We start from the raw sequence: 23253 nt of genomic DNA, 5'->3' as shown, positions 1-23253 counted from the left end.
TTTTCCTGTTAGGCCCGGAGGTTAAAAAGGGCTGGGTAACACTGGCTCGCCGCGTTGCCGGATAAGCCCGGCACGATCCAACAGCCAGTAAAGCAGCTTCGCCACCAATAAGCAGGCGGCAAAAATAACGCAGAAAAACACCACGCGCGATCCGAACGCATCCAGCCCTTCACGCGCCAGCACGATCATGTTAAACACCGCACCAAAACAAAAACTTTGCAAAATGGCCCCATTGTAGCGGTTGCTCTCCTGACGCCCGCGGGCATACAGGTTATCGAAGCCTTTCATTAACAGGCCGACCGCAACGGCACCCAGCGGAATAAACCACACGCCACCCATCACCAACAGCGACCCAAGTAACGTTGGCGAGATCGCCAGCCCGGAGTGGTTATTCAGCACTTCCCAGGTAAAGTAGTTGGCGCTGTTCAGCACCATCGAAGGGCGTCCCGGCCACAGCCAGCTAGGGATAAACACGTAAAAATCACGCCACATCGGTGCCAGCCCCTGGAACGAGATCTTGTCGTAATGCTGCAACAGCAACGCCAGATTTTCCCACGGTGAGAAGGTATCGCGCGTCAGATAGAGGAAGGTATAAAACGCCTCATCCCCCATTACATCGAGGTTATAACGACGCAGTGCCAGCCAGAACATGCCACCGATCGCCATCACCCCTGCGCCGGCCAGCATCCACAGCGTGATCCAGCCACGGGTAATACCGATAAACAGGAACAACGCGAAAGCGATGATGATATTTGCGCGTGTGCCCCCCACCAGCGCATAGGTCAGCAGACCAAAGGCCACTGAAACCAGCAAAAAGAGCAGCCACTGACGCTGAGTCGGGTTGAGGAAATAACGAATCAACATCGCCGGGATGAAGAAGTAGAAGAAGCGTTTGAGCGCCACACCGGACACTTCACTGGAGAAGATCTGGTTATAGGCCGTTAACCGGAACAGCAGCAGGCCATTGTGCATAAAGAACACCGTCACGGTGCCGATCGCCACCAGCGCCAACAGCAGACAGGTGAGATGGGTCTCCACCCGGTTCATCTGCAACCAGGGTTTACGCGGTGGAGCCGTGGCCGGGCGTAAACGAACTTTGTAGCTGACATAATAGATGGCATAGAAACTGGTGGCAGCCAGCAGCGCCTGCAACAGAAATTCCGCCGGCACCACCGCCATATTGAAGCGAAACACCAACACGCTGGTCAGCGGAAAGCCAAAATAAAATGTCAGTAAAAACAAAATGGTAAAGAACAGGTGGAAGTTGAACCGCACCCGCTTAAATTCCCGCCAGGTCAGGGTCAGAATAAACCCCAGCGAGAACAGATACACCACCAGCAGACCGCTGAACTGCATGAGGGTCATAATTTCTCCGTTTCACTCAGAGTGAGCGCCTCGCACCACCCTGTCAGATAGCCAGGAGCAAAAAAAGCGATGCGGGCGGGATCGCACTGCTTCAACTGGCGCTGTGCCTCGGCCACCCGCGTGCTGTCCAGCACATCGTCACTGAACAATACCGGTAACCCCTGCTCGCTGAGATCACGCCAGAACGGGTTTTTGCGGTTGAGGACAAACGGAATGCCAGCCTGAATCAGCAGGCAGAGAGTACCAATCCCCTGCTGGCGTTCAAACATAAAATAGCCCAGATGGCAGCGGCTCAGCAGCGCCAGATAAGCCTCAAAATCGATCTTATCGCGCAACAGCGTGACCTGCCCATCGGGGAACAGGCGTGCAGCCGCCGTGGCAATTTCATTAATATATGCATCATTATTAGTGGGATAGCCAAGCGGCACCACCACCTTTATTTGATCACCGAATTGTGACTTGATCGCCTGCAAACCAGCAATATGCCGGTTACTGCGATCGCCCGAATTGCCCAATAGCACAGTAAAATCATGCTGTTCTGCTGCGCCCGGCACGGCACATTCCGGCATACGCGTAGGAAAATAGAGCAACGACGTCGGCACCCGCGGATGACGCTGCTGATAATGATGCAGATCGCCCCGCGTAGCGAACACACGCGCCATACGGCCCTGCGCGATCCGCCGTAGCAGATAGAACAGCCGGTACTTCAGACCGTTGCCCTCTTCGTACAGGTCTGCACCCCAAACGTGCCAGAACGCCTGATGGCGACGTAACTTACCGTTCAACAACGCCAGCCAAATCCCAGGGTTAAATTGTCCGTGGAAAAAGAAGCGTTGCTGGCGGTCGGCGGCCAGGGCAATGACCGCCCGCGCCAGCGCCTGTTTATCGGGCCAGGTTTCAATTTGCAACGCCGGGTAAGCCTGCAACGCGGCGGGCGTGGCGGTGACCACCATAAATCGACGCGGTGTATCCAACGGCTGTTGCGTGCTGAGCACGTCATTAAAGAAACGCAGCACGGTGTGATTATGATGAGGGATATCCGATCCCAGCACGTGAGTTAACGTCATTTTCTTCGGCAATAAATCGTGAAAGCGCCACAGCAGAGCGCAAAGTAACAAATGTAGGTTGCCATATAGGCTTGTGCAGCACCGACAGTGCCATGTAACGGAATCAGCCAGTGGGAAAACACCATCAGTAAGATGAACTGGCTGACTTCAGTCAGGATATAAAAACGCAACGAGGCTTTGGCGATCACCAGATAGCCGAAAACATAGGCACCGACTTTAAACACGTCACCGCACAGTTGCCAGACAAACAGGTCGCGCATGGCGGCAAACTGGGTGGAAAACAGCAGCCAGATGGCGACATCACGCAGCAACCAGACGCAGAAACTGGCCGCCGCTACCGCTGGCAGCACAAAGCGCAGCGCACGCATAATTTCTCGCGCAATCTGTGGCTTATGTTCCAGACGGGCCAAAGTGGGCAACAACCAGACGCTAAAGGTCGCGGTAATAAATTGCAGATACGCATCGGAAATGCTGGTCACCCCCTGCCACAGCCCTACCTGCGCCCAGCCTTGCTGCTGCGCCAGCAAGTTACGCATCATCACCCAGGCGACCGGCAGCGTCACGGAGGTGATCAACGCCATCAGGGTAAACTTCGCCAGATTACGCGCCAGCTGCGGTTCCCAGACCGGTTTTAACCAGCGTAGCGGCAACACCTGTTGATGACGCCGCAACATCGCCAACGCCGGGACCACCACCAGCGCAGGTACCAGCGCCAGCCCGACCAACGCACCGGCATAGCCACCGATCCACCAGCACAGCACATACGCCACCACGCCGATCAGGCTACCGGCAATCAGCGCCAGCGCATTGCCACGCGCATCGCGAAAGCCTTTCAGCAAGGCCAGCGTCAGATTAGCCCAGGCGATACCAAGCTGGAGAAAGGCGACAATACGCACCACACCCTGATAGTGGTCGTGGCCGAACAGCGCCCGACTGATGGGTGCCGCCGCCAGCAGAAACACCAGCGCCAGCAGCGTGGAGAAAGCCAACACCAGCGCGGATGCCGTGCCAGTGACGGCACGCAGCGAGGCGGGCTGCTGCTGAAATTGCGCCACATAAGTGGTGACGCCGTTAAAGATCCCGGCACCGGCCAACACGCCGAGCACGGTAATCAACTGACGGAAGTTGCCGGCCTGCCCCACGCCTTCCGGCCCGAAGCTGACGGCCAGCAATTTGACCACCAGCAAACCGGCCACAATTTTGACCAGTGTCGACGAGGCGGTCCACACCGAGGCTTTCGCGAGTGACATCAGGCAAAGAAGCTCAGCAGGGAGTTAATCACCGTGCGCTGATTGTTGTCCGACAGGTTGTAGAACAGTGGCAAGCGCAACAAGCGCTCGCTCTCACGCGTGGTGACCACATCGTCGCCGTGGAAACGGCCAAAACGTTCACCGGCCGGAGATGAATGCAACGGAATGTAATGAAAAACGGTGAGGATTTCCGCTTCTTTCATCCAGTTAATCAGCGCCTGGCGATCGTGGCTGTCGCGCAGTTTGATATAAAACATATGCGCGTTGTGACGACAGTTGTCCGATACCACCGGCAAGTCAATACGTCCAGCCGCCGCCAGCGGTTGCAGCGCCGCATAATAGTGATGCCACAAACGTAAACGCTGCTGGTTAATACGTTCGGCCACTTCCAGTTGCGCCCAAAGATACGCGGCCTGCAAATCTGCCATCAAATAGCTGGAGCCGATGTCACGCCAGGTATATTTATCCACCTGCCCACGGAAGAACTGGCTGCGATTAGTGCCTTTTTCACGGATGATCTCCGCACGCTCCACCATTTTCGCGTCATTGATCAGCGTCGCCCCACCTTCACCGCCTGCGGTGTAGTTTTTGGTTTCATGGAAGCTGAAACAACCAATATGCCCGATGGTGCCAAGCGCCCGCCCTTTGTATTGCGACATCACCCCCTGCGCCGCATCCTCAATCACCCAGAGTTGGTATTTGGTCGCTAACGCCATGATGGTGTCCATTTCGCAGGCAACGCCCGCGTAATGGACCGGCACAATGGCACGGGTCTTTTCAGTGATTGCCGCTTCAATCAGGGTTTCGTCGATGTTCAACGTATCAGGGCGCACATCAACAAACACGATAGTGGCCCCCCGCAGCACGAAGGCATTGGCGGTGGAGACAAAGGTATAGCTCGGCATAATCACTTCATCGCCGGGCTGGATATCAATCAGCAGCGCCGCCATCTCCAGCGAAGCCGTGCAGGAAGGCGTCAGCAGCACCTTTTTGCTGCCGAAGTGTTGCTCCATCCACTGCTGACAACGCCGGGTAAAACCGCCATCGCCGCACAGTTTGCCGCTGGCCATCGCCGACTGCATATATTCAACTTCACTGCCCACGATCGGGGGCGCATTAAATGGGATCATGTGCGTTCCTGTAGAACCACCAGGCGGTGCTTTCCAGCCGTGCACCGCTGCGTAAATAGAGGCGCATCGCCGTAAGATTGCTCAGTTGGGTGGCCACGCGCAGCCGATTAAGCTGGCGTACCCGCCCCCAGTCGGCCGCCGCCAGCAACAGGCGCTGGCCGATACCCTTGCCCTGCGCTTCCGGCAGCACGGCCAGCAGCCCAATACGCGCATCGCCCTGCTGTTCGCGTATTGAGACAAAGCCCTGCAAGGCACCTTGTTCATCACAGGCAATCAGGCATTGGTTATCAAAGGTGCCACGCACCGCATTCTCAATCCACTGCGCATAAAAGCGGCTGCTGTCATCGGCCTGATACCAGGGGGTGCGAAAGCGGCTCAGGCTGAACGCACTGGCGGCAGCAGCACGCAGTTGCGGGATCTGGGCTTCGCGCGCGATGCGCACGCCCGTTTGCCGCTCGGTACGTTTGATATTAATAGCGAGATCGGCTTCCCCTTCCACCAGCTGAAAGCGGTGCTGGCTGATGGCATCGATCACATCATGGCGGTCAGCCGCGACCTTGATTTGCCACAATTTATAGGGTTGCTGCAACGCCTGCGCCAACGGTGTGTCACCGTCAATCTCCAGGCGCGCGGTATTCAAGCCAAAAAAGCCACTTTCCCACGCCAGTGGGTTAATACTGACGTGAATCGACATGGTCGCTAACCGAAAAGTATTTCATCGCCAGACCCCTTTAGTATCGACGATCCACGACTGGGTGACCTGTGCGGCATCAATGGCCCGGAACGGTGTGTGATCCACCAGCATCACCAGGATATCCGCCTGTTGCAGAGCGTCTGCGCAGGTCACCAAGGTGGCTTTATGATCCAGCCGTGGGGGAATGGTGTCGATATGCGGCTCTACCACCCAAGTGGTGCCACTGTGCCAATCAGCAATCAACGCTGTCACCGCCATCGCCGGGCTTTCGCGCAGGTCATCGATATTCGGCTTAAACGCCAGACCAAAACAGGCGATGGTCACCTCGCTGGCGCGTTTACCGCTGGCGGTCAGACATTCGGCCAGCGCTTGCTTGACCTGATCCAGTACCCAATACGGCTTGGCATCGTTCACTTCCCGCGCGGTGCGGATCAGGCGTGCCTGCTGCGGGTTTTGCGCCACGATAAACCAGGGATCGACGGCGATGCAGTGACCCCCGACCCCCGGGCCGGGTTGCAGAATATTGACGCGAGGATGGCGATTCGCCAACGCGATCAGTTCCCAGACGTTAATCCCCTGTTCGGCACAAATCAGCGACAGTTCATTGGCAAATGCGATATTGACGTCGCGGAAGCTATTTTCCGTCAGCTTGCACATTTCCGCCGTGCGCGCGTTGGTTTCCACGCATGCGCCGCGCAGGAAGATGCGGTATAGCTCGCTGGCCCGTGCGGAACAAGCGGGCGTCATGCCGCCGATCACACGATCGTTTTCAATCAGTTCCACCATCACTTTGCCAGGCAGCACACGCTCCGGGCAGTAGGCGATCGCGATATCCACCTCATCACCCTGCTGGGGAAAACGCAGGTCCGGACGTGCAGCGGCCAGCCAGCCAGCTAACTGTTCCGTTGTCCCGACCGGGGAAGTGGATTCGAGAATCACTAAATCGCCCGTTTTTAAGACCGGGGCGATTGCGGACGCCGCAGCCTGTACATAGCTGAGGTCGGGTTGGTGATCGCCCATAAAAGGCGTAGGCACCGCGATCAGAAAGGCATCGGCCGCTTCAACCTGCGTCGTGGCACGCAGATAGCCGCGACAAACGGCCTCACGCACCACCTCATCGAGGTCCGGCTCGACAATATGAATCTCACCACGATTAATGGTGTCGACCGCATGGGCGTTGATATCAACGCCCACCACTTTAATTTCCCGAGAAGCAAAAACGGCTGCCGTTGGCAGCCCAATGTAACCCAGTCCAATAACGGAAATGGTGTGAAAACTCATGGTTAAGCTCTGTAATTTTTAAGGACCTGCAAAATGCGCGCGCAGGACTGGCCGTCGCCATAGGGATTGTGCGCATGGCTCATCGCCTGCCAAACTTCATCGTTATTCAGCAGCAGGCTGACTTCTGCCACAATTTTATCCACATCGGTCCCCACCAGCCTGACGGTGCCAGCGGCAACCGCCTCCGGGCGTTCGGTGGTGTCACGCATCACCAATACCGGTTTGCCAAGCGAAGGTGCCTCCTCCTGAATACCACCGGAATCGGTGAGGATCAGCCAGGCGCGATTCATCAACCAGACAAACGGCAGATACTCCTGTGGCTCAATCAACATGACATTATCGATGCCACTCAGGATGCGGTTTACCGGCTCGCTGACATTCGGATTGAGGTGCACCGGGTAGACGATTTGCGCCTGTGGGTGCTGGCGGGCAATCTGCGCCAACGCACTGCAAATGCGCTCAAAACCGTCACCAAAACTCTCGCGCCGATGACCCGTAACCAGAATCAGCTTTTTATCCGCATCAAGGAACGGATAACGCGCCATCAACCGGGCATTCAGATCGGCATCGTCCAGCACGCGATCGCGCACCCATAACAGCGCATCAATCACCGTATTGCCGGTAACGAAAATACGTGAATCCGGCAGATTCTCGCGCAGCAAATTCTCGCGCGAGGTTTGTGTCGGGGTGAAGTGATACGTTGCCAGATGGCCGGTCAGGGTCCGGTTCGCCTCTTCCGGCCACGGCGACATCAGATTTCCGGTTCGCAGGCCCGCTTCGACGTGCCCGACCGGGATTTGATGATAAAACGCCGCCAGGCTGGCAGCCAGCGTGGTGGTGGTATCGCCATGCACCAACACCACATCAGGACGGAAATCGGCCAGTACGGTTTTCATACCCTGCAAAATGCGACAGGTGATTTCTGTCAGCCCCTGCTCCGGACGCATGATATTGAGATCATAGTCCGGTTGCAGATTGAACAGACGCAGCACTTGATCGAGCATTTCGCGATGCTGGGCGGTGACGCACAGGCGCGACTCAAAAGCAGCATCCTGGGCCAATGCCTGCACCAACGGTGCCATCTTGATTGCCTCAGGACGAGTACCAAATACGGTCAGAACTTTCACGCGGCTTCTCTCAATGACTCGTTGGTGACATCGGGCGCGGACGGCGCACCAATGCAACCCCCGCTCCCACCAGCGCGCCGATGACGCCCCACATGATCATCATAAACAGCCGACGCGGACTATCGCGCTTCACCGGTTCTTCGGGGGTGCGCAGATAGCGGTAGGTCTGGAACTGTTGATCCACACGTGGCCCGGCCTGCAATGTACTCAACATCGCTCTGTTTTGATCATAGCTTAAATCGTAAGCAGGTCCGCTGGCCTGCAAGGTATCGAGTTGCGCCTGGAGCATTTGCTGTCCCAGCAGAAAACGATCGCTGTCCGGCAACGTTTCGCCCGCCACCGGCGCGCGATTTTCTTTAATGCCCTGCTGGCTGGCGACTTTCAGTGCCTGTTCGATCCGCTGACGCTGACGCGTGAATACCGCCTGTGCAACGTCTTCCTGGCGTTTCACCTGCGCCTGCAACTGTTCGGCCCGTGCCTGCCAGGCACCTTTCAGCTCCGCATTGAGATGACGTGCAGCCCGCTCACTGGCGTAAGCGATGTACTGGCGCAACAGATTATTGGCATCACTGGCGCTTTCGGCCACCAGCTTGATGCTGTTCAGGGTATTGTGCGCCGGGTCAGCAGGCATGAACTGAATGTTGTTGATCAGGTCGTCGAGTAACGCCGCATCGTTGTGGGCGTTACCACTTTTACGGCTTTTATAGTAATCCGTCTGCGCCCAAAAATCCCGTCGCGTATCCCATGAGGCCAGCTGCATGGTGAACTCCTGATAGACCTCATCCATGACCGTCGGCGCGGGCGTACTCAGGCTCAGGGTGTTGTTACGCACATCCAGGTTATTGAGAAATTGCTGCTGGACGAAGTAATCCCCCAGCATGTTAACCGTGGGTCGATCGGTGATCGCGGTGGTACTCCATACCTGCTTCATCAGCATAGATGCCAACCATGCCAGCAACGCGAACAGCAGCGCCAGACCAATAATCCAGCGTTTGCCACGCCATAACGTGCAGCACAGGCCGCGAATATCCAGTTCGTTCTCCACAACTCCAGAGGTCATAACAAGGGATCCTTTTCTGGGTACAACTTATTTTTTATCATCGCCAGCACTTTGCCAGCGACGTTTGATACGGCGAACTTTGCGCGCTACGCGCCAGGCGTGCTTCAGGCAATAGCCATAGAATAAAAACGCCACCAAAAACAACAACAGCATGACCCACTCCGGAATAAAGGCCAGATACTCGCCCAATACCCCGATACCCGCGAGGATCGCCGCTGCCACGGTAATCAGCAGGAACGCCTGCCGAGAGGTGAAACCTGCACGCATAATCAGATGGTGGATATGCTGACGATCCGCCGAAAACGGACTCATCCCTTTACGCAGCCGGCGATACATGATGGCAACCATATCCATTAAGGGAATGGCAATCAGCCACAGCGCGGTGACGGGGGTAATCGGGTGACTCAACCCCTGGGTGGTTTCCAGCAAAATCCAGATGATGGTGAAACCAATCATGGTGCTGCCCGCGTCCCCCATGAACACTTTGTAGCGTCGCCCGAGGAAGCCGAGGTTGAGCAGGATATAGGGGATGGTGGCAGCAATCATGGCAAAGCACCACATCGCCAGACTGGTTTGCCCATCGAAGTAAAGAATGATGCCCATGGCACCGAAGGTGACGCATGACAACCCCCCCAGCAGGCCATCAATCCCGTCCACCATATTGAAGGCGTTAATGGCTGCCCAGACGGCAAACAGTGTCAACACGTAGCCAAATGGCCCCACGATCAGCTCGACCGGACCAATGATAAACCCGAGACTGAGCAGGTAGAGTTTGGCACCCGCCATCATCACTACCGCGACCAGAGCCTGCACGGCAGCACGAATTTTCACGCTGATATCGAAGCGATCATCCAGCGCACCGACCAGCACCAGCAGCCCGGCACAACCGAGATACAGCAAAGCATGAGGGAGATAGTAATTAGAAATGATAAACGCGAAGCAGATCCCCGCATAAACGGAAATCCCCCCGACGAGCGGGATAGCTCCATGATGGCGTTTTCTGGAGTTTGGCGTGTCAACAAGTCCGATTTTTTTAGCCACTTTGCGAGCAAAAAACAGGAACGCTAAGGAAAACAGGAAAACTATACCAAGCTCAGTACTCATAGTGAGTAAATTCACATTAACGCTCTCAGCTAAAATCGTGGACAACAATAGGCAAATTTTTTGCCTTTGCCGTTCATCCTTAGTCCTAATTCTGCTCCAGAAGTGTGCGATCGGTTAAAAATCCAGCACTTCCGCCACAGTCATTATAAATACTCCCGGCTCGCATAATCCTAATGCCCGAAAATGAAAAACGCCACGTTAAGACGTGGCGTTAGCGATAAATCCTGGCAATTTGTGCGAAAAGAGTAGCTGAGAGACTTTTCGCACCCAACGCGTCAGGAACGCTTCATCATATCGAAGAATTCGTCGTTGGTTTTGGTCATCGCCAGTTTGTTGATGAGGAACTCCATCGCGTCAATTTCACCCATCGGATGGATGATTTTGCGCAGGATCCACATCTTCTGCAGCTCTTCAGAAGAGGTAAGCAGCTCTTCTTTACGCGTACCGGAGCGGTTGTAGTCAATCGCCGGGAACACACGTTTTTCCGCAATTTTACGGGAAAGGTGCAATTCCATGTTGCCCGTACCTTTAAATTCTTCGTAGATGACTTCGTCCATCTTCGAACCGGTATCAACCAGCGCCGTCGCGATGATCGTCAGGCTACCACCCTCTTCTACGTTACGCGCCGCACCGAAGAAACGCTTCGGACGATGCAGGGCGTTGGCATCCACACCACCGGTCAACACTTTACCGGAAGCCGGAACAACGGTGTTGTAGGCACGCGCCAGACGAGTGATGGAGTCGAGCAGGATGATCACGTCTTTTTTGTGCTCAACCAGGCGCTTGGCCTTCTCGATCACCATTTCCGCAACCTGTACGTGACGGGAAGCCGGTTCGTCGAAGGTTGATGCAATCACTTCGCCTTTCACCAGGCGCTGCATCTCGGTCACTTCTTCCGGACGTTCGTCAATCAGCAGCACCATCAGCACGCAATCCGGGTGATTGTAGGCGATGCTCTGCGCGATGTTCTGCAACAGCATGGTTTTACCGGCTTTCGGCGGTGCCACGATCAAGCCACGCTGACCACGACCAATCGGAGACGCCAGGTCCAGTACGCGAGCCGTCAGGTCTTCAGTAGAACCATTACCCCGTTCCATACGCAAACGGCTGTTGGCGTGCAGCGGCGTGAGGTTTTCGAACAGAATCTTACTACGGGCGTTTTCCGGCTTGTCGTAGTTAACTTCATTGACCTTCAGCAGGGCAAAGTAACGCTCACCTTCTTTCGGCGGGCGGATTTTGCCGGAGATGGTGTCACCTGTGCGAAGGTTGAAGCGGCGAATTTGGCTGGGAGAAACGTAGATGTCGTCGGGACCGGCGAGGTAGGAGCTGTCTGCGGAGCGGAGGAAACCAAATCCATCCTGCAGTATCTCCAGCACACCATCACCGAAGATGTCTTCGCCACTCTTCGCGTGCTGCTTCAGAATGGCGAAAATAATATCCTGCTTGCGCATACGCGCCAGGTTTTCCAGCCCCATATTTTCGCCGAGAGTAATCAGCTCAGAAACCGGCGTATTCTTTAATTCGGTAAGATTCATAGTGATGGGTTCTTAAACTCGGGGTAATTCTCGAAATGTTTGTCGTGAATGGTATGGCGAATATTCCATGCCTGTTTAATGGCTCTTTTTCGACTCTGCTCGACGGATATCGTCAGGGATGGCGATAGATAGCGAGGAGACGGTCGATAATGTTGCCAGGGGTACTAGCCGTCAGATTGCCAAACCACGAAAACGTTCAATGCGAATAGGGTCTGACAAGGGAAATCTTTTAGATGCAAACTACAAGGTAAGTGCGTAATGCAGTATTGACAACTTATCACGCTAAAAGGGAGACGTCCAGCAGTGGAGAAAAAATTCGCCACTGCGGACGAAACGCTGCGCCGGGCTTAGCCCAGGTTAGCGTTCAGGAACTCTTTCAACTGGCCTTTTGACAGTGCGCCAACTTTGGTCGCCGCCACCTCGCCGTTCTTAAACAGCAGCAGGGTCGGAATGCCGCGGATGCCGTACTTCGGCGCGGTGCCCGGGTTGTCATCAATGTTCAGCTTGGCGATGGTGAGCTTGCCGTCGTACTCTTCTGCGACTTCATCAAGAATCGGTGCGATCATTTTGCAAGGACCACACCATTCAGCCCAGAAATCTACCAGAGTCACACCTTCTGCTTTCAGCACATCGGTGTCGAAACTGTCATCGGTCAGGTGAACGATTTTATCGCTGCTCATGTTTTACTCCAAAGATTATGCCTGGCGAATTGGCGTAATATTTACCAACGTAGGTTGACTTTATTTCATCGGATACGCTTTCGTAAAGCGATAGTAAGCTGATATTCTACCACACTATGAGCAAAACACACTTAACAGAACAGAAGTTTTCCGACTTCGCCCTGCACCCAAAGGTAGTGGAAGCCCTTGAAAAGAAAGGCTTTCATAACTGCACGCCGATTCAGGCGCTCGCGTTGCCTCTTACGCTTTCAGGGCGTGACGTCGCGGGTCAGGCGCAAACCGGTACTGGCAAAACGATGGCGTTCCTGACGTCAACGTTTCATCATCTCCTTACGCATCCTGCGGCTGAAGGCCGTCAGGTGAATCAGCCGCGCGCCTTGATCATGGCACCCACGCGTGAGCTGGCGGTACAGATCCACGCCGATGCAGAACCGCTGGCAGAAGCCACCGGCCTGAAGCTGGGTCTGGCCTATGGCGGCGACGGCTACGATAAGCAGCTGAAAGTGCTGGAACAAGGCGTGGATATCCTGGTCGGCACCACCGGCCGCTTGATCGATTACGCCAAACAGAACCACATCAACCTGGGTGCCATTCAGGTGGTGGTGCTGGATGAAGCTGACCGCATGTTCGACCTCGGCTTTATCAAAGACATCCGTTGGGTGTTCCGCCGAATTCCTCCGGCAACGCAACGTCTGAGCATGTTGTTCTCCGCGACGCTGTCGTACCGTGTGCGTGAACTGGCGTTCGAGCACATGAACAACGCGGAATACGTGGAAGTGGAACCGGAACAGAAAACCGGCCACCGCATCAAAGAAGAACTTTTCTATCCTTCGAACGAAGAGAAGATGCGCCTGCTGCAAACGTTACTGGAAGAAGAGTGGCCGGATCGCGCCATCGTCTTCGCCAACACCAAGCATCGCTGTGAAGACATCTGGGGTCATCTGGCCGCCGATGGTCATCGCGTCGGCCTGCTGACCGGTGATGTGGCACAGAAAAAACGTCTGCGCATCCTCGACGATTTCACCAAAGGTGACGTCGATATTCTGGTGGCAACCGATGTCGCCGCACGTGGGCTGCACATTCCTGCGGTAACCCATGTGTTCAACTACGACCTGCCCGACGATCGTGAAGATTACGTGCACCGTATTGGTCGTACTGGCCGCGCGGGTGCCAGCGGTCACTCTATCAGCCTCGCCTGTGAAGAGTACGCGCTGAATCTGCCCGCCATTGAAGAGTATATCGGCCACGGTATTCCGGTGAGCAAGTACAACAGCGAAGCGCTGCTGAGTGACCTGCCACCGCCGAAACGTTTGACCCGTAACCGCTCAGGCAATGGCCCGCGTCGTGGTGGCAACAATGCCAACCGTCGCAGTGGCGCGCCGCGCAACAACAACCGTAAACGTTCGGGTTAAGCACACCATGCTAAGCGCATCGTCTCTTTATGCTGCGATTGATCTGGGTTCCAACAGTTTTCATATGTTGGTGGTACGCGAAGTCTCTGGCAGCATTCAGACGGTCGCGCGGATAAAGCGCAAGGTGCGCCTGGCGGCCGGTCTGGACAAAGAGAGCCAGCTCTCGGCGGAAGCGATGCAGCGCGGCTGGCAGTGCCTGAAACTTTTCTCCGAACAACTGCAGGATATTCCTCCTGAACAGATTCGCGTGGTCGCTACGGCCACGCTGCGTCTCGCCACTAACGCGCAAGACTTCCTCACCACTGCGGAACACATCCTCGGTTGCCCGGTCAACGTCATCAGTGGCGAAGAAGAAGCCCGCCTGATTTATCAGGGCGTGGCGCATACCACCGGTGGCTCCGATCAGCGTTTGGTGGTGGATATTGGTGGTGGCAGTACCGAACTGGTGACCGGTGAGGGTTCTCATGCGACAGCGTTGTTTAGCCTGTCGATGGGTTGTGTCACCTGGCTGGAGCGTTACTTCAGCGATCGCCATCTGGCGAAAGAGAACTTTGCCCAAGCCGAACTGGCCGCGCGCGAGATGATTCGTCCGGTTACGCTGGCACTGCGGGAAAAAGGTTGGCAGATTTGTGTCGGTGCTTCCGGCACCGTGCAGGCGCTCCAAGAAATTATGGTGGCGCAGGGGATGGATGAACGCATTACCCTCAGCAAACTGCAGCAGCTTAAGCAGCGCGCCATTCAGTGCGGCAAGCTGGAAGAGCTGGAGATTGAAGGGTTAACGCTGGAACGCGCGTTGGTGTTCCCGAGCGGCTTGTCGATCCTGATCGCTATCTTCCAGGAACTGAACATTGAAAGCATGACGCTGGCCGGTGGCGCACTGCGCGAGGGTCTGGTGTACGGCATGCTGCATCAACCGATTGATCGCGATATCCGCAGCCGTACCCTGCAAAACGTGCAACGCCGCTTCACCATCGATGTTGATCAGGCGGAACGCGTGCGTCAATTGGCTGAAAGTTTTTTCCGCCAGGTCAGTCCTGCCTGGAAGTTGGATCATCGATGTCGTGATCTGCTGCTTAGCGCCTGTTCGATTCACGAAATTGGCCTGAGCGTTGATTTCCGTCAGGCCTCACAACACGCCGCTTATCTGATTCGCCATCTCGATCTTCCCGGATTTACCCCCGCCCAGAAAAAACTGTTGGCCTGCCTGTTGCAAAACCAGACTGGCAGCATCGATCTGGCGTTACTGACGCAACAGAATGCGGTGCCACCGCGTCTGGCAGAGCGTCTGTGCCGTTTGCTGCGTCTGGCGATTATCTTCTCCAGCCGTCGTCGCGATGACACCTTACCGGCAGTACGTTTGCAGGCCGATGATGATGCGCTGCATCTGACATTGCCCGCCGGCTGGTTACAGGCACATCCGTTACGGGCGGAGCTGTTGGAGCAGGAGAGCCATTTCCAGTCTTACGTGCACTGGTTGCTGACGATTTCCTGATGTGTCGTGGCGCGATAAAAATCGCGCCACTATGCTATTAATTTATCAGAAACATCTCTTTGATTGCCGCATTTATTTCATGCATGCTTTTGATAAGGCTGTCAGCAACCTTTGCCTCTTTCAGCAAGTTCATTAGCGTATAATCCTTTCCGGCAACAGTGATTCGGTATTCCGTAATCAGGCAAGGGATTTCAATCCTGACACCATAATCATGATATGTCTGTGTATAATTATTATAATCAACACCCTTATTCATATAAGTATGAGGATTAACCTTTAACTGAATCAGCGCACCCTTCAACACTGACGCAAAATACCCCCCTACTTTCCACAATAAGGCTTCAACATCTTTCAACTTCTCATAAACCTTATCTTTACTTGCATCGTCACTCGGTTGTGCCAACAGGAGGCAATTGACCTCTTTTTTCAAATTAATCAAATCATTGCGCATTGAGTTTAATGTTTTGACTATGTCGCCCCAAAAGACCCCTTTTTTAGGCTGACTGGTATCCCTTACTGGCTCCACTTGGCTATAAACATAGCGTTGCTGTTGTTTTTGCAGTAACTGTGGATTATTTTTAAAATATACTTCTTCAGCCGCAACATATTCCTGGTAGAGTTTTTCTTTTGTTTTTCTGTAGTGGCAATAATATATCGATCCCACTTCACCAGGCTCGCCAAGCCGATTAACTTCTCCTAATATTCGTTCCATTTCACTGGAGAAAAAAAATGGCGTTTTAAAGTCTTGTAAGGGTGTAACAAGCTTAGAATATAGTGACTTAAAGCTTTCATATGACGCATGGGAATTTAATAAGGCATTTCTGATTTCGTTATGTAAATCTCTCACAAATGATAAGTCTGCCGTCATGCCATGAGGCAGAACCTTTTCAGGTTCTGTCCCACTCTGTGCGAGAGATTCAAACTTATCAAAAATACTCCAACTGGATGATATATGCCCGCCGAAAAGCAGCTGAAGCTCAGTACGTTTCATCTCTGGGGTGATGATCAGCGGTGGTGGCGATGTCGTCGCAGACACAGATTGCGAAAACATGCGTGTGAAAGTATTACTTATGCGTCGAAAAAAAAACCTAACAGGTTGGCCAGCAGGTTCGCTCTGCGGGATGGTATTTGAACCGGTAATGTCTATCCGTGGCATATTGTTTCATCTCCCTGATTACTTCCCTTTTGCATTCTCCAGCATCGCCCTTAATCCGGCGACGCGAGTCTGCCCCGTTTTCATCCTTTCCTCGGCGCTCACCACTTTCTTCTCGCGTTCCCATTCAACATCATCCTGCGGCAACTCCAGCAGGAAGCGGCTCGGCTCCGGGCGCACCAACTCACCGTACTGGCGGCGTTCGCGGCACAACGTAAAGGTTAGCTCCTTCTGCGCACGGGTGATACCCACATACGCCAGACGACGCTCCTCCTCAATATTGTTTTCATCAATACTGCTCTGGTGCGGCAGAATGCCCTCTTCCATGCCCACCAGATACACATACGGAAACTCCAGACCTTTCGAAGCATGCAGCGTCATCAGCTGCACCTGATCAACATCCTCGTCGCTCTCACCGCGTTCCATCATATCGCGCAGCGTGAACCGGGTGACCACCTGCGCCAGCGTCATGGGTTCATCCAGCTCACTGCCTTCAAGCATTTCCGTCATCCACTGAAACAACATATTGACGTTTTTCATCCGCATTTCAGCGGCTTTCGGGCTGGGTGAGGTTTCGAACAGCCAGCTTTCATAGTCGATGCCGCGAATCAGATCGCGCACCGCGTTGATCGGTTCGCGCTCGGACAGTTGAATGATCTCATGCAACCAGCCGGTAAAGCGTTGCAGATGCTCCAGCCCGCGCCCGGTCAGAGTTTGCCCCAGCCCCATATCGAAACTGGCGTTAAACAAACTCTTGTTACGCAACGTGGCCCATTCACCCAGTTTTTGCAGCGTGGCGGGGCCAATTTCCCGGCGTGGCGTATTCACAATTCGCAGGAACGCACTGTCATCTGCCGGGTTGGTGAGCACGCGCAGGTAAGCCAGCAAATCTTTGATCTCCGGGCGGGAGAAAAACGAGGTGCCACCCGAGATGCGATACGGAATACGGTTCTGCATCAGCAGCTTCTCAAACACCCGCGACTGATGGTTGCCGCGATAGAGAATGGCGTAGTCCTTGTACTGCGTCTTATTGATAAAGTGATGCGCAATCAACTCACCGGCCACGCGTTCCGCTTCATGGTCCTCGTTGTTTGCCATTAGCACCTTCAGCTCGTTGCCGATCCCCAGCTCAGAAAACAGCCGCTTCTCAAACACATGCGGATTGTTGGCGATCAGGATGTTGGCGGCTTTCAGAATGCGCTGCGACGAGCGGTAATTCTGCTCCAGTTTGACCACTTCCAGCGCCGGAAAATCCTCTTTCAGCAGCACCAGGTTTTGCGGCCGCGCGCCACGCCACGAGTAGATCGACTGGTCATCATCACCCACCACGGTAAAACGCGCCCGTGCGCCCACCAGCAGTTTTACCAACTCGTATTGGCTGGTGTTGGTGTCCTGATATTCATCCACCAACAGGTAACGGATACGCTGCTGCCAGCGTTCCCGCACTTCCTGATTACGTTTCAGCAGTAACGTCGGTAACAGGATCAAATCGTCGAAATCCAGCACGTTGCAGGCTTTCAGGTGTTGATCATACAGTTGGTAGCAATGGGCAAAAATCTGGTCACGCTGGGATTTGGCCCCGCCCACGGCCGCCTGTGGATCGACCAGGTCATTCTTCCAGTTCGAAATGGTCGAAATCAGCTGCTGTAACTGCGTCTTGTCCTCTTCCAGCCACTGTTTGGTCAGGTCCTTGAGCAACGCCAGCTGATCCTGATCGTCGAACAGGGAAAAGGTCGATTTCATCCCCAACGCGGCATATTCGCGTTTGATAATCTCCAGCCCCAGGGTGTGGAAGGTAGAGATCATCAGGCCACGCGCTTCTTTGCGCCCCAGCGTCTGCGCCACACGTTCTTTCATCTCGCGCGAAGCTTTGTTGGTGAAGGTCACCGCCGCGATATGGCGCGCCTGATAGCCGCAGTCGCGGATCAGATGGGCGATTTTATTGGTGATCACACGGGTTTTACCCGAGCCAGCACCGGCCAGCACCAGACAGGGACCGGTGACAAATTCGACAGCACGTTGTTGGCCGGGGTTTAAACGCATAACGGGATTTCACTCATCAGGATCAACATTGCACATGTAGCGGCGCGATTTATCGCGCTCTTTTCAGGCGCATAACACTCGCGCGATAAATCGCGCCGCTACCAATCTGTGCAGGCTATAATGCGCGACGATTATACACAACAGGACCGAATCATGGCGAAAACCGCGGCGGCTTTACACATCCTGGTGAAGGATGAAGCAAAAGCAAAAGCGCTACTGGCGCAACTGGAAAAAGGCGCGAACTTTCAGCAGCTGGCAAAAAAACACTCCACCTGCCCTTCCGGGCGTAACGGTGGCGACTTAGGTGAATTCCGCAAAGGCCAGATGGTCCCGGCCTTCGACAAGGCGGTGTTCAGCTGCCCATTGCTGCAACCCTATGGACCAGTGAAAACCGCCTTCGGCTACCACATCATCAAGGTGCTGTGGCGTAACTGATCATTTCTTCTGCTTCATCTGCTGCAACACGTTGCTGCATTGATTGCTGTCGGTATCGCTGGGTGACACCAATGCCAACAACGCTGCGGCGGGTGCCACTACCGCCCCCAACGCCAGCGCCGCAGCACCACGGGCAATCAGCGGCCCGGCTTTCACCCCGGCATCCGGATTTTTGAAGGTGCCGCGCACATACAACGGCGAGCGCAACGTCATGATGCGGATACCTTTACTCTGCGGATCGATAGTCAAATCGAGCCGTTCATTGGCAAAGTTGGCACTGCCTGACACATTAATCACCGCATTCTCGGTATCGAACACAAACAATTTCGGTGTCGCCAGCCCATTGCGAATGTTGAGATCGGTAGCCGCACAGTTGATGCGGACCTCATCATCACCAAACAGTTTGCCCACCACATAGTTACCGACGTTCAGCCCGGCAATCTCCATCAGGCTGCGGCTAATCAGCCCATCGTTCATCAGCAGCTTCAACTCGCCATCGCTGGTAGCCAGCAGGTCCGCCACTGAATTGCCGGTACCGCTTAACGTCGCATCACCATTCAACTGACCGAGGCTTTTCTGCATCGCCTGCACGTTAGGGAACAGTTGCCGCAACTGAAGTTTACGCACGTGCAAATCCGCCCGGCCACGCATCGGACTGCGATTCCCTTCCAGGTGGATCGTGGAATTCAACGCGCCGCCGGCCATGCCAAAGCGCAACGGATCAAGACGCAGATCCCCCTGATTGAGCTGCAAATGGGTATAAAGATCGCTCAACGGTAGCGAATTGCTGTGTTCGATACGCTTGCCGCTAAACTTCACATCGGCATCCATCGCGCCCCAGCTTTTGGTATCGAACTTGTCGTGCGGCAGAACACGATCGGCAGGTTGTGTTGAGGCTGCACCACGCTGCGCTTTCGCCTGCTGCGTTTTCTCACTGCCCTTACCGGAGTTGACGCCAATCAACGGGCCTAAATCGGCCATGCGCAACTGGTTCGACGAAAGATCGCCGGTCAGGCTTGGACGCGGTTTGCCCTGACGGTAAACCAGCGAGCCATGAATATCGCTGTCACCGATATGACCATTGAATTTTTCGTAACGGAACAGCGCGCCTTTTTCGTCATTAAAACGCGCGATCAGATGCCCATCCGTTTCATATGGCGGCGTATCCGGTAAAAGCACACCGGTCAAACCGTACAGATTCGCCAGGGTGTCGCCGGAGAAACGCAGCCGAACATCCAGCCCCCCGAGGTTGAGCGGGTCCTGCAATGTCCCGTCAACCCGCACCCGCGTGGTGCCATTGCGCACATCAACCTGTAACGGAAAAGGTGTGGTCTGGCTGCGTAGCGACAACATCCCGCCAATTTTACCTTCCCCGTCTAAACGCTGATTGTTATAAGTGCCGCTCGCCTGCCAGCCAAAGACAAAGTCACCGGCACCCTGCTGCTGATCATCCCCTCCAGCCACCTGAGTGTAGGGCACGGGTTTACCCAGCGGATTGATCGTGACGCTGACATCCGCTTGGTTAATTGCATCGCGATAGCGAACCTGCCCTTGATCGAACAGAATATTATCGAGGCGGAACGACCAGGCTGAGGGGGCCGCATTGGCCTCACCGTTGCTGCTGCTGGCGAGGTTGAAGGTCCAGTTGTTGTGTTTATCTGCGGTCTGAACCAACCGCGCATCGGGGCGCTGGAGTTTGATCCACGGCAGATAAACCTGTTTATGCAGCAGTGCCAGCGGCGCTAAGGTCGCCTCTACGCGCTGCAAATGCACCATCGTGACATCAGGAATGGTGGGCGGATTGCCCAGCATAATATCGTCGGCATGTACCTGCGGCCAGGGCACCCAACTGCGCCAGCCAGGTTCATCACGATTACGTACCCAGGCCACGCCAAGATCGCCACGAATGGCGAACGGTCGATTCAGTTCTGCCGAGACTTTCTGGTTGATGGTTGGTTTCAGGCGATTCCAGTCAAACGTCGCGATCACGACGACGATCACCACAACCAACAACAAAAAAATCCCGATAACCCAACTCAGGACTTTTCCTGTTCGTGACATGCTGCTTCCTCCTTGTCCTTCCACGTCTTACTTAAAGATAGACGAGACGTTGAGGAAGGGTATCAGGGAAGCGCCTGTGCCATGTTCTCCAGTTCGCTAAACGGAACCGGGCGGGAGAAGAAATAACCTTGTGCCGCCAGAGCGGGTGAGCTACGCACCTGCTGCCACTCTTCCTCGGTTTCCACGCCTTCCACGATCACTCCGTTGCAATAACGGTTGATCAAGGCCAGCAGCATGGAAAACAGCGTGCGTCCTTCATCGGTGGAACGCAGCAAAATAAACAGTTCACGCGACAGCTTAATGTAGTCATAACGCAACTCGGTCAGGGCAGAGAAATTCGCCATGCCGGAACCAAAATCATCCAGCCATAACGGCCCTAGCTCCGGCATCTGCGCGATCATCTCTTCCTGTGGCAACACATGATGTTCGGTGAGTTCAAAGCGTACCCACGGCAGTTGGGCAATCAGGTTACGGATCTGGGGGTGCTGCTGAATCGCCAGCAACGTCGGGCCATCAATATTGACCGAAGCCACCAACTGACGCTGACTAAAAAGGGTCGACCATTGCATCAACAGTTCCAGCTGTTCCTGCACCACGTCGAGACGCTGCGGGATATCCAGCGCGTCAAAATAGATTTCCGGCGACAGCCTTTTTTCTGGTGCGGATGGGTGTGTCACCGCAGTCAGTAATTCAATAGCCAGTAAGTGGCCCGAGACCTGGTAGATCGGCTGGAAAGTATAGAATCGTTGGCACTGCTGCCAGAAGAGACGCGTTTCCTGTTGTTGCTCCAGTTCAATTGAAGAAGGCAGTCGATGACTAAAATTCTTCATCACCATGGTTTTTTCCTGGTAGGTGGTGAGTGCCTGCAAATAGCATCTCAGCGGCAAGTATCGGTGGATAGCTTTATCAACCTGAGCAGCCACACGAGCTCTTGAGTGTATCAGCGCGCGTCGCGCTTAATCGGTAAAACAAGCAACAATTACGCGGCTAAATTACTCTTGAACACACTGTTTTACACCTTAAGTGGAATTAAAACGCCGTTTTGAAAAACATTGACTGCTGCCATACCAGACGCGAGACTAGGGGCAGAATTCACTACAGGCCGAAGACCATGACGCAGAAAAAAATCGCCATCATTGGCGAATGCATGATTGAGCTGTCCGAAAAAGGTGAGAACATCAAACGCGGTTTTGGTGGCGACACCCTGAACACCGCGGTATATCTGGCGCGCCAGTCTGCCACTGAGCAATTGCGCGTTGATTACGTTACCGCCCTCGGCACCGACAGCTTCAGTGACCAGATGATTGCCGCCTGGCAACAGGAGCAGGTACAGACAGGGTTGATCCAGCGACTCGACAACAAAATGCCGGGTCTGTACTTCATCGAAACCGATGAGCACGGCGAACGTACCTTCTGGTACTGGCGTAGCGATGCCGCTGCGCGCTACTGGCTCGATAGCCCGCAATCCGATGCCATCTGCCAACAGTTGGCCCACTACGATTATCTCTATCTCAGCGGCATCAGCCTGGCTATTTTACCCGCCGCCAGCCGCGAGAAGCTGATGGCCCTGCTCAGCGCTTGCCGTCAGAACGGTGGCAAAGTGATTTTCGATAATAACTATCGTCCACGCCTGTGGGCCGATAAAACCAGCGCACAACAGGCGTATGCTGCCATGCTGCAACATACCGATATCGCCTTCCTGACACTGGATGATGAGCATCTGTTATGGGGTGAACAACCGCTGGAAGCCGTGCTGACCCGCACCCGCAACGCGGGCGTGCAGGAGATTGTCATCAAGCGTGGCGCTGAATCCTGTTTGGTGTCCGTTGGCGCATCACCGCTGTACGATGTCCCTGCCATTAAGCTGGCAAAAGAAAAAGTGATTGATACCACCGCCGCCGGTGACTCCTTCAGCGCAGGCTATCTGGCGTTGCGTTTACAGGGTGCTGCGCCGGACGCTGCCGCCGCACGAGGCCACCTCACCGCCAGCACCGTGATCCAACATCGCGGCGCGATCATTCCTCTGAGCGCCATGCCACAGTAATCCACCTACGCCCTGGCCGCCAGGGCGTATCAATCATCATCCTCGCTAACAAACCACCGCCATAAATTTACCTTAAGGCAGCACTTACTCCCGGCAGTTTCCCCTGCGACCTGCGGAGATCCATTTCCCGGCAAAAACACGTCTGGCTGCTTTAGCCCGGCTTAAGATCTAATTTTAAATTCAACGTGTTATGGCAACAAAACGGTGCGCCAGGCATAGTCCGAATCTGTCGGAATTCACGGTTTTCGGCTGGACGACCGACGGAAAACAGACCATGTTTTAATCAATAACAGCAGGATGCTGTTGATCCGGCCGCGACC

The 23253-nt window shown here is 54.7% G+C and carries 19 protein-coding genes; 4 read left to right on the top strand and 15 right to left on the bottom strand.

Annotated features, from left to right (window positions below):
* Positions 1-21 precede the first annotated feature (21 nt).
* From wzyE to trxA, 11 genes are all read right to left on the bottom strand, one after another.
* Positions 22-1365: an ECA oligosaccharide polymerase gene (wzyE, locus tag PAT9B_RS00745; protein WP_013507346.1), complete on the bottom strand. Its 1344-nt coding sequence runs from the start codon at positions 1363-1365 to the stop codon at positions 22-24.
* Positions 1362-2432 (bottom strand): TDP-N-acetylfucosamine:lipid II N-acetylfucosaminyltransferase, encoded by a 1071-nt coding sequence (locus PAT9B_RS00740; protein WP_013507345.1) that lies wholly within the window; start codon positions 2430-2432, stop codon positions 1362-1364. The genes wzyE and PAT9B_RS00740 overlap by 4 nt, the downstream gene beginning before the upstream one ends.
* Positions 2429-3682, bottom strand: coding sequence for a lipid III flippase WzxE (gene wzxE / locus PAT9B_RS00735; protein ID WP_013507344.1), 1254 nt, complete (start codon positions 3680-3682; stop codon positions 2429-2431). Before wzxE ends, PAT9B_RS00740 begins: the two co-directional genes overlap by 4 nt.
* Complete coding sequence (gene rffA, locus PAT9B_RS00730) at positions 3682-4812, bottom strand: dTDP-4-amino-4,6-dideoxygalactose transaminase (RefSeq protein ID WP_013507343.1); 1131 nt, start codon at positions 4810-4812, stop codon at positions 3682-3684. The genes wzxE and rffA overlap by 1 nt, the downstream gene beginning before the upstream one ends.
* Positions 4799-5506, bottom strand: a complete 708-nt coding sequence (rffC, locus tag PAT9B_RS00725; RefSeq protein ID WP_013507342.1) for a dTDP-4-amino-4,6-dideoxy-D-galactose acyltransferase — start codon at positions 5504-5506, stop codon at positions 4799-4801. The genes rffA and rffC overlap by 14 nt, the downstream gene beginning before the upstream one ends.
* Before the next feature lie 21 nt (positions 5507-5527).
* Complete coding sequence (gene wecC, locus PAT9B_RS00720) at positions 5528-6787, bottom strand: UDP-N-acetyl-D-mannosamine dehydrogenase (RefSeq protein WP_013507341.1); 1260 nt, start codon at positions 6785-6787, stop codon at positions 5528-5530.
* A gap of 2 nt (positions 6788-6789) precedes the next feature.
* Entirely contained in the window at positions 6790-7914 is a 1125-nt protein-coding gene (gene wecB, locus PAT9B_RS00715) for a non-hydrolyzing UDP-N-acetylglucosamine 2-epimerase (protein ID WP_013507340.1), read from the bottom strand.
* Positions 7915-7924: 10 nt separating this feature from the next.
* Positions 7925-8974, bottom strand: coding sequence for an ECA polysaccharide chain length modulation protein (gene wzzE, locus PAT9B_RS00710; RefSeq protein WP_013507339.1), 1050 nt, complete (start codon positions 8972-8974; stop codon positions 7925-7927).
* Between the two features lie 27 nt (positions 8975-9001).
* Positions 9002-10078: a UDP-N-acetylglucosamine--undecaprenyl-phosphate N-acetylglucosaminephosphotransferase gene (gene wecA, locus PAT9B_RS00705; RefSeq protein ID WP_013507338.1), complete on the bottom strand. Its 1077-nt coding sequence runs from the start codon at positions 10076-10078 to the stop codon at positions 9002-9004.
* Between the two features lie 275 nt (positions 10079-10353).
* Positions 10354-11613 (bottom strand): transcription termination factor Rho, encoded by a 1260-nt coding sequence (gene rho, locus PAT9B_RS00700; RefSeq protein ID WP_013507337.1) that lies wholly within the window; start codon positions 11611-11613, stop codon positions 10354-10356.
* 347 nt (positions 11614-11960) lie between these two features.
* A complete protein-coding gene (gene trxA, locus PAT9B_RS00695; protein ID WP_013507336.1) occupies positions 11961-12293 on the bottom strand; it encodes a thioredoxin TrxA in 333 nt (110 codons plus the stop codon).
* Between the two features lie 116 nt (positions 12294-12409).
* On the opposite strand from trxA, the gene rhlB reads away from it, so the two are divergent.
* Complete coding sequence (gene rhlB, locus PAT9B_RS00690; RefSeq protein WP_013507335.1) at positions 12410-13705, top strand: ATP-dependent RNA helicase RhlB; 1296 nt, start codon at positions 12410-12412, stop codon at positions 13703-13705.
* A gap of 7 nt (positions 13706-13712) precedes the next feature.
* Positions 13713-15197, top strand: coding sequence for a guanosine-5'-triphosphate,3'-diphosphate diphosphatase (gppA, locus tag PAT9B_RS00685; RefSeq protein WP_013507334.1), 1485 nt, complete (start codon positions 13713-13715; stop codon positions 15195-15197).
* A 37-nt stretch (positions 15198-15234) separates the two neighbouring features.
* Here the strand turns inward: gppA and PAT9B_RS00680 are convergent, their stop codons facing one another.
* Positions 15235-16353: a hypothetical protein gene (locus tag PAT9B_RS00680; RefSeq protein ID WP_013507333.1), complete on the bottom strand. Its 1119-nt coding sequence runs from the start codon at positions 16351-16353 to the stop codon at positions 15235-15237.
* Between the two features lie 18 nt (positions 16354-16371).
* Positions 16372-18393 (bottom strand): DNA helicase Rep, encoded by a 2022-nt coding sequence (gene rep / locus PAT9B_RS00675; protein ID WP_013507332.1) that lies wholly within the window; start codon positions 18391-18393, stop codon positions 16372-16374.
* 153 nt (positions 18394-18546) lie between these two features.
* On the opposite strand from rep, the gene ppiC reads away from it, so the two are divergent.
* On the top strand, positions 18547-18828 hold the full coding sequence (gene ppiC, locus PAT9B_RS00670) for a peptidylprolyl isomerase PpiC (protein ID WP_013507331.1): 282 nt from the start codon (positions 18547-18549) through the stop codon (positions 18826-18828).
* On the opposite strand, the gene PAT9B_RS00665 is transcribed toward ppiC, so the two are convergent.
* Positions 18829-20889, bottom strand: coding sequence for an AsmA family protein (locus PAT9B_RS00665; protein ID WP_013507330.1), 2061 nt, complete (start codon positions 20887-20889; stop codon positions 18829-18831).
* A gap of 62 nt (positions 20890-20951) precedes the next feature.
* Entirely contained in the window at positions 20952-21725 is a 774-nt protein-coding gene (pdeH, locus tag PAT9B_RS00660; RefSeq protein WP_013507329.1) for a cyclic-guanylate-specific phosphodiesterase, read from the bottom strand.
* 275 nt (positions 21726-22000) lie between these two features.
* On the opposite strand from pdeH, the gene PAT9B_RS00655 reads away from it, so the two are divergent.
* A complete protein-coding gene (locus PAT9B_RS00655; protein WP_013507328.1) occupies positions 22001-22933 on the top strand; it encodes a sugar kinase in 933 nt (310 codons plus the stop codon).
* The last annotated feature ends 320 nt before the right edge of the window (positions 22934-23253 follow it).

This window comes from Pantoea sp. At-9b, from assembly GCF_000175935.2.
Lineage (GTDB): Bacteria > Pseudomonadota > Gammaproteobacteria > Enterobacterales > Enterobacteriaceae > Pantoea.
Note: the sequence above shows the minus strand (reverse complement) of the source record. Positions and strands in the feature narration are given on the sequence as shown.

Excerpts from the sequence above, each read along its gene's own strand:
- wecA (WP_013507338.1), bottom strand. The coding sequence starts at position 10,078 with ATGAGTACTGAGCTTGGTATAGTTTTCCTGTTTTCCTTAGCGTTCCTG.
- PAT9B_RS00740 (WP_013507345.1), bottom strand. The coding sequence starts at position 2,432 with ATGACGTTAACTCACGTGCTGGGATCGGATATCCCTCATCATAATCAC.
- wzyE (WP_013507346.1), bottom strand. The coding sequence starts at position 1,365 with ATGACCCTCATGCAGTTCAGCGGTCTGCTGGTGGTGTATCTGTTCTCG.
- trxA (WP_013507336.1), bottom strand. The coding sequence starts at position 12,293 with ATGAGCAGCGATAAAATCGTTCACCTGACCGATGACAGTTTCGACACC.
- wzxE (WP_013507344.1), bottom strand. The coding sequence starts at position 3,682 with ATGTCACTCGCGAAAGCCTCGGTGTGGACCGCCTCGTCGACACTGGTC.
- rhlB (WP_013507335.1), top strand. The coding sequence starts at position 12,410 with ATGAGCAAAACACACTTAACAGAACAGAAGTTTTCCGACTTCGCCCTG.
- ppiC (WP_013507331.1), top strand. The coding sequence starts at position 18,547 with ATGGCGAAAACCGCGGCGGCTTTACACATCCTGGTGAAGGATGAAGCA.
- wecC (WP_013507341.1), bottom strand. The coding sequence starts at position 6,787 with ATGAGTTTTCACACCATTTCCGTTATTGGACTGGGTTACATTGGGCTG.
- wzzE (WP_013507339.1), bottom strand. The coding sequence starts at position 8,974 with ATGACCTCTGGAGTTGTGGAGAACGAACTGGATATTCGCGGCCTGTGC.
- PAT9B_RS00680 (WP_013507333.1), bottom strand. The coding sequence starts at position 16,353 with ATGCCACGGATAGACATTACCGGTTCAAATACCATCCCGCAGAGCGAA.
- PAT9B_RS00665 (WP_013507330.1), bottom strand. The coding sequence starts at position 20,889 with ATGTCACGAACAGGAAAAGTCCTGAGTTGGGTTATCGGGATTTTTTTG.
- rffC (WP_013507342.1), bottom strand. The coding sequence starts at position 5,506 with ATGTCGATTCACGTCAGTATTAACCCACTGGCGTGGGAAAGTGGCTTT.
- pdeH (WP_013507329.1), bottom strand. The coding sequence starts at position 21,725 with ATGGTGATGAAGAATTTTAGTCATCGACTGCCTTCTTCAATTGAACTG.
- rho (WP_013507337.1), bottom strand. The coding sequence starts at position 11,613 with ATGAATCTTACCGAATTAAAGAATACGCCGGTTTCTGAGCTGATTACT.
- rep (WP_013507332.1), bottom strand. The coding sequence starts at position 18,393 with ATGCGTTTAAACCCCGGCCAACAACGTGCTGTCGAATTTGTCACCGGT.
- gppA (WP_013507334.1), top strand. The coding sequence starts at position 13,713 with ATGCTAAGCGCATCGTCTCTTTATGCTGCGATTGATCTGGGTTCCAAC.
- rffA (WP_013507343.1), bottom strand. The coding sequence starts at position 4,812 with ATGATCCCATTTAATGCGCCCCCGATCGTGGGCAGTGAAGTTGAATAT.
- PAT9B_RS00655 (WP_013507328.1), top strand. The coding sequence starts at position 22,001 with ATGACGCAGAAAAAAATCGCCATCATTGGCGAATGCATGATTGAGCTG.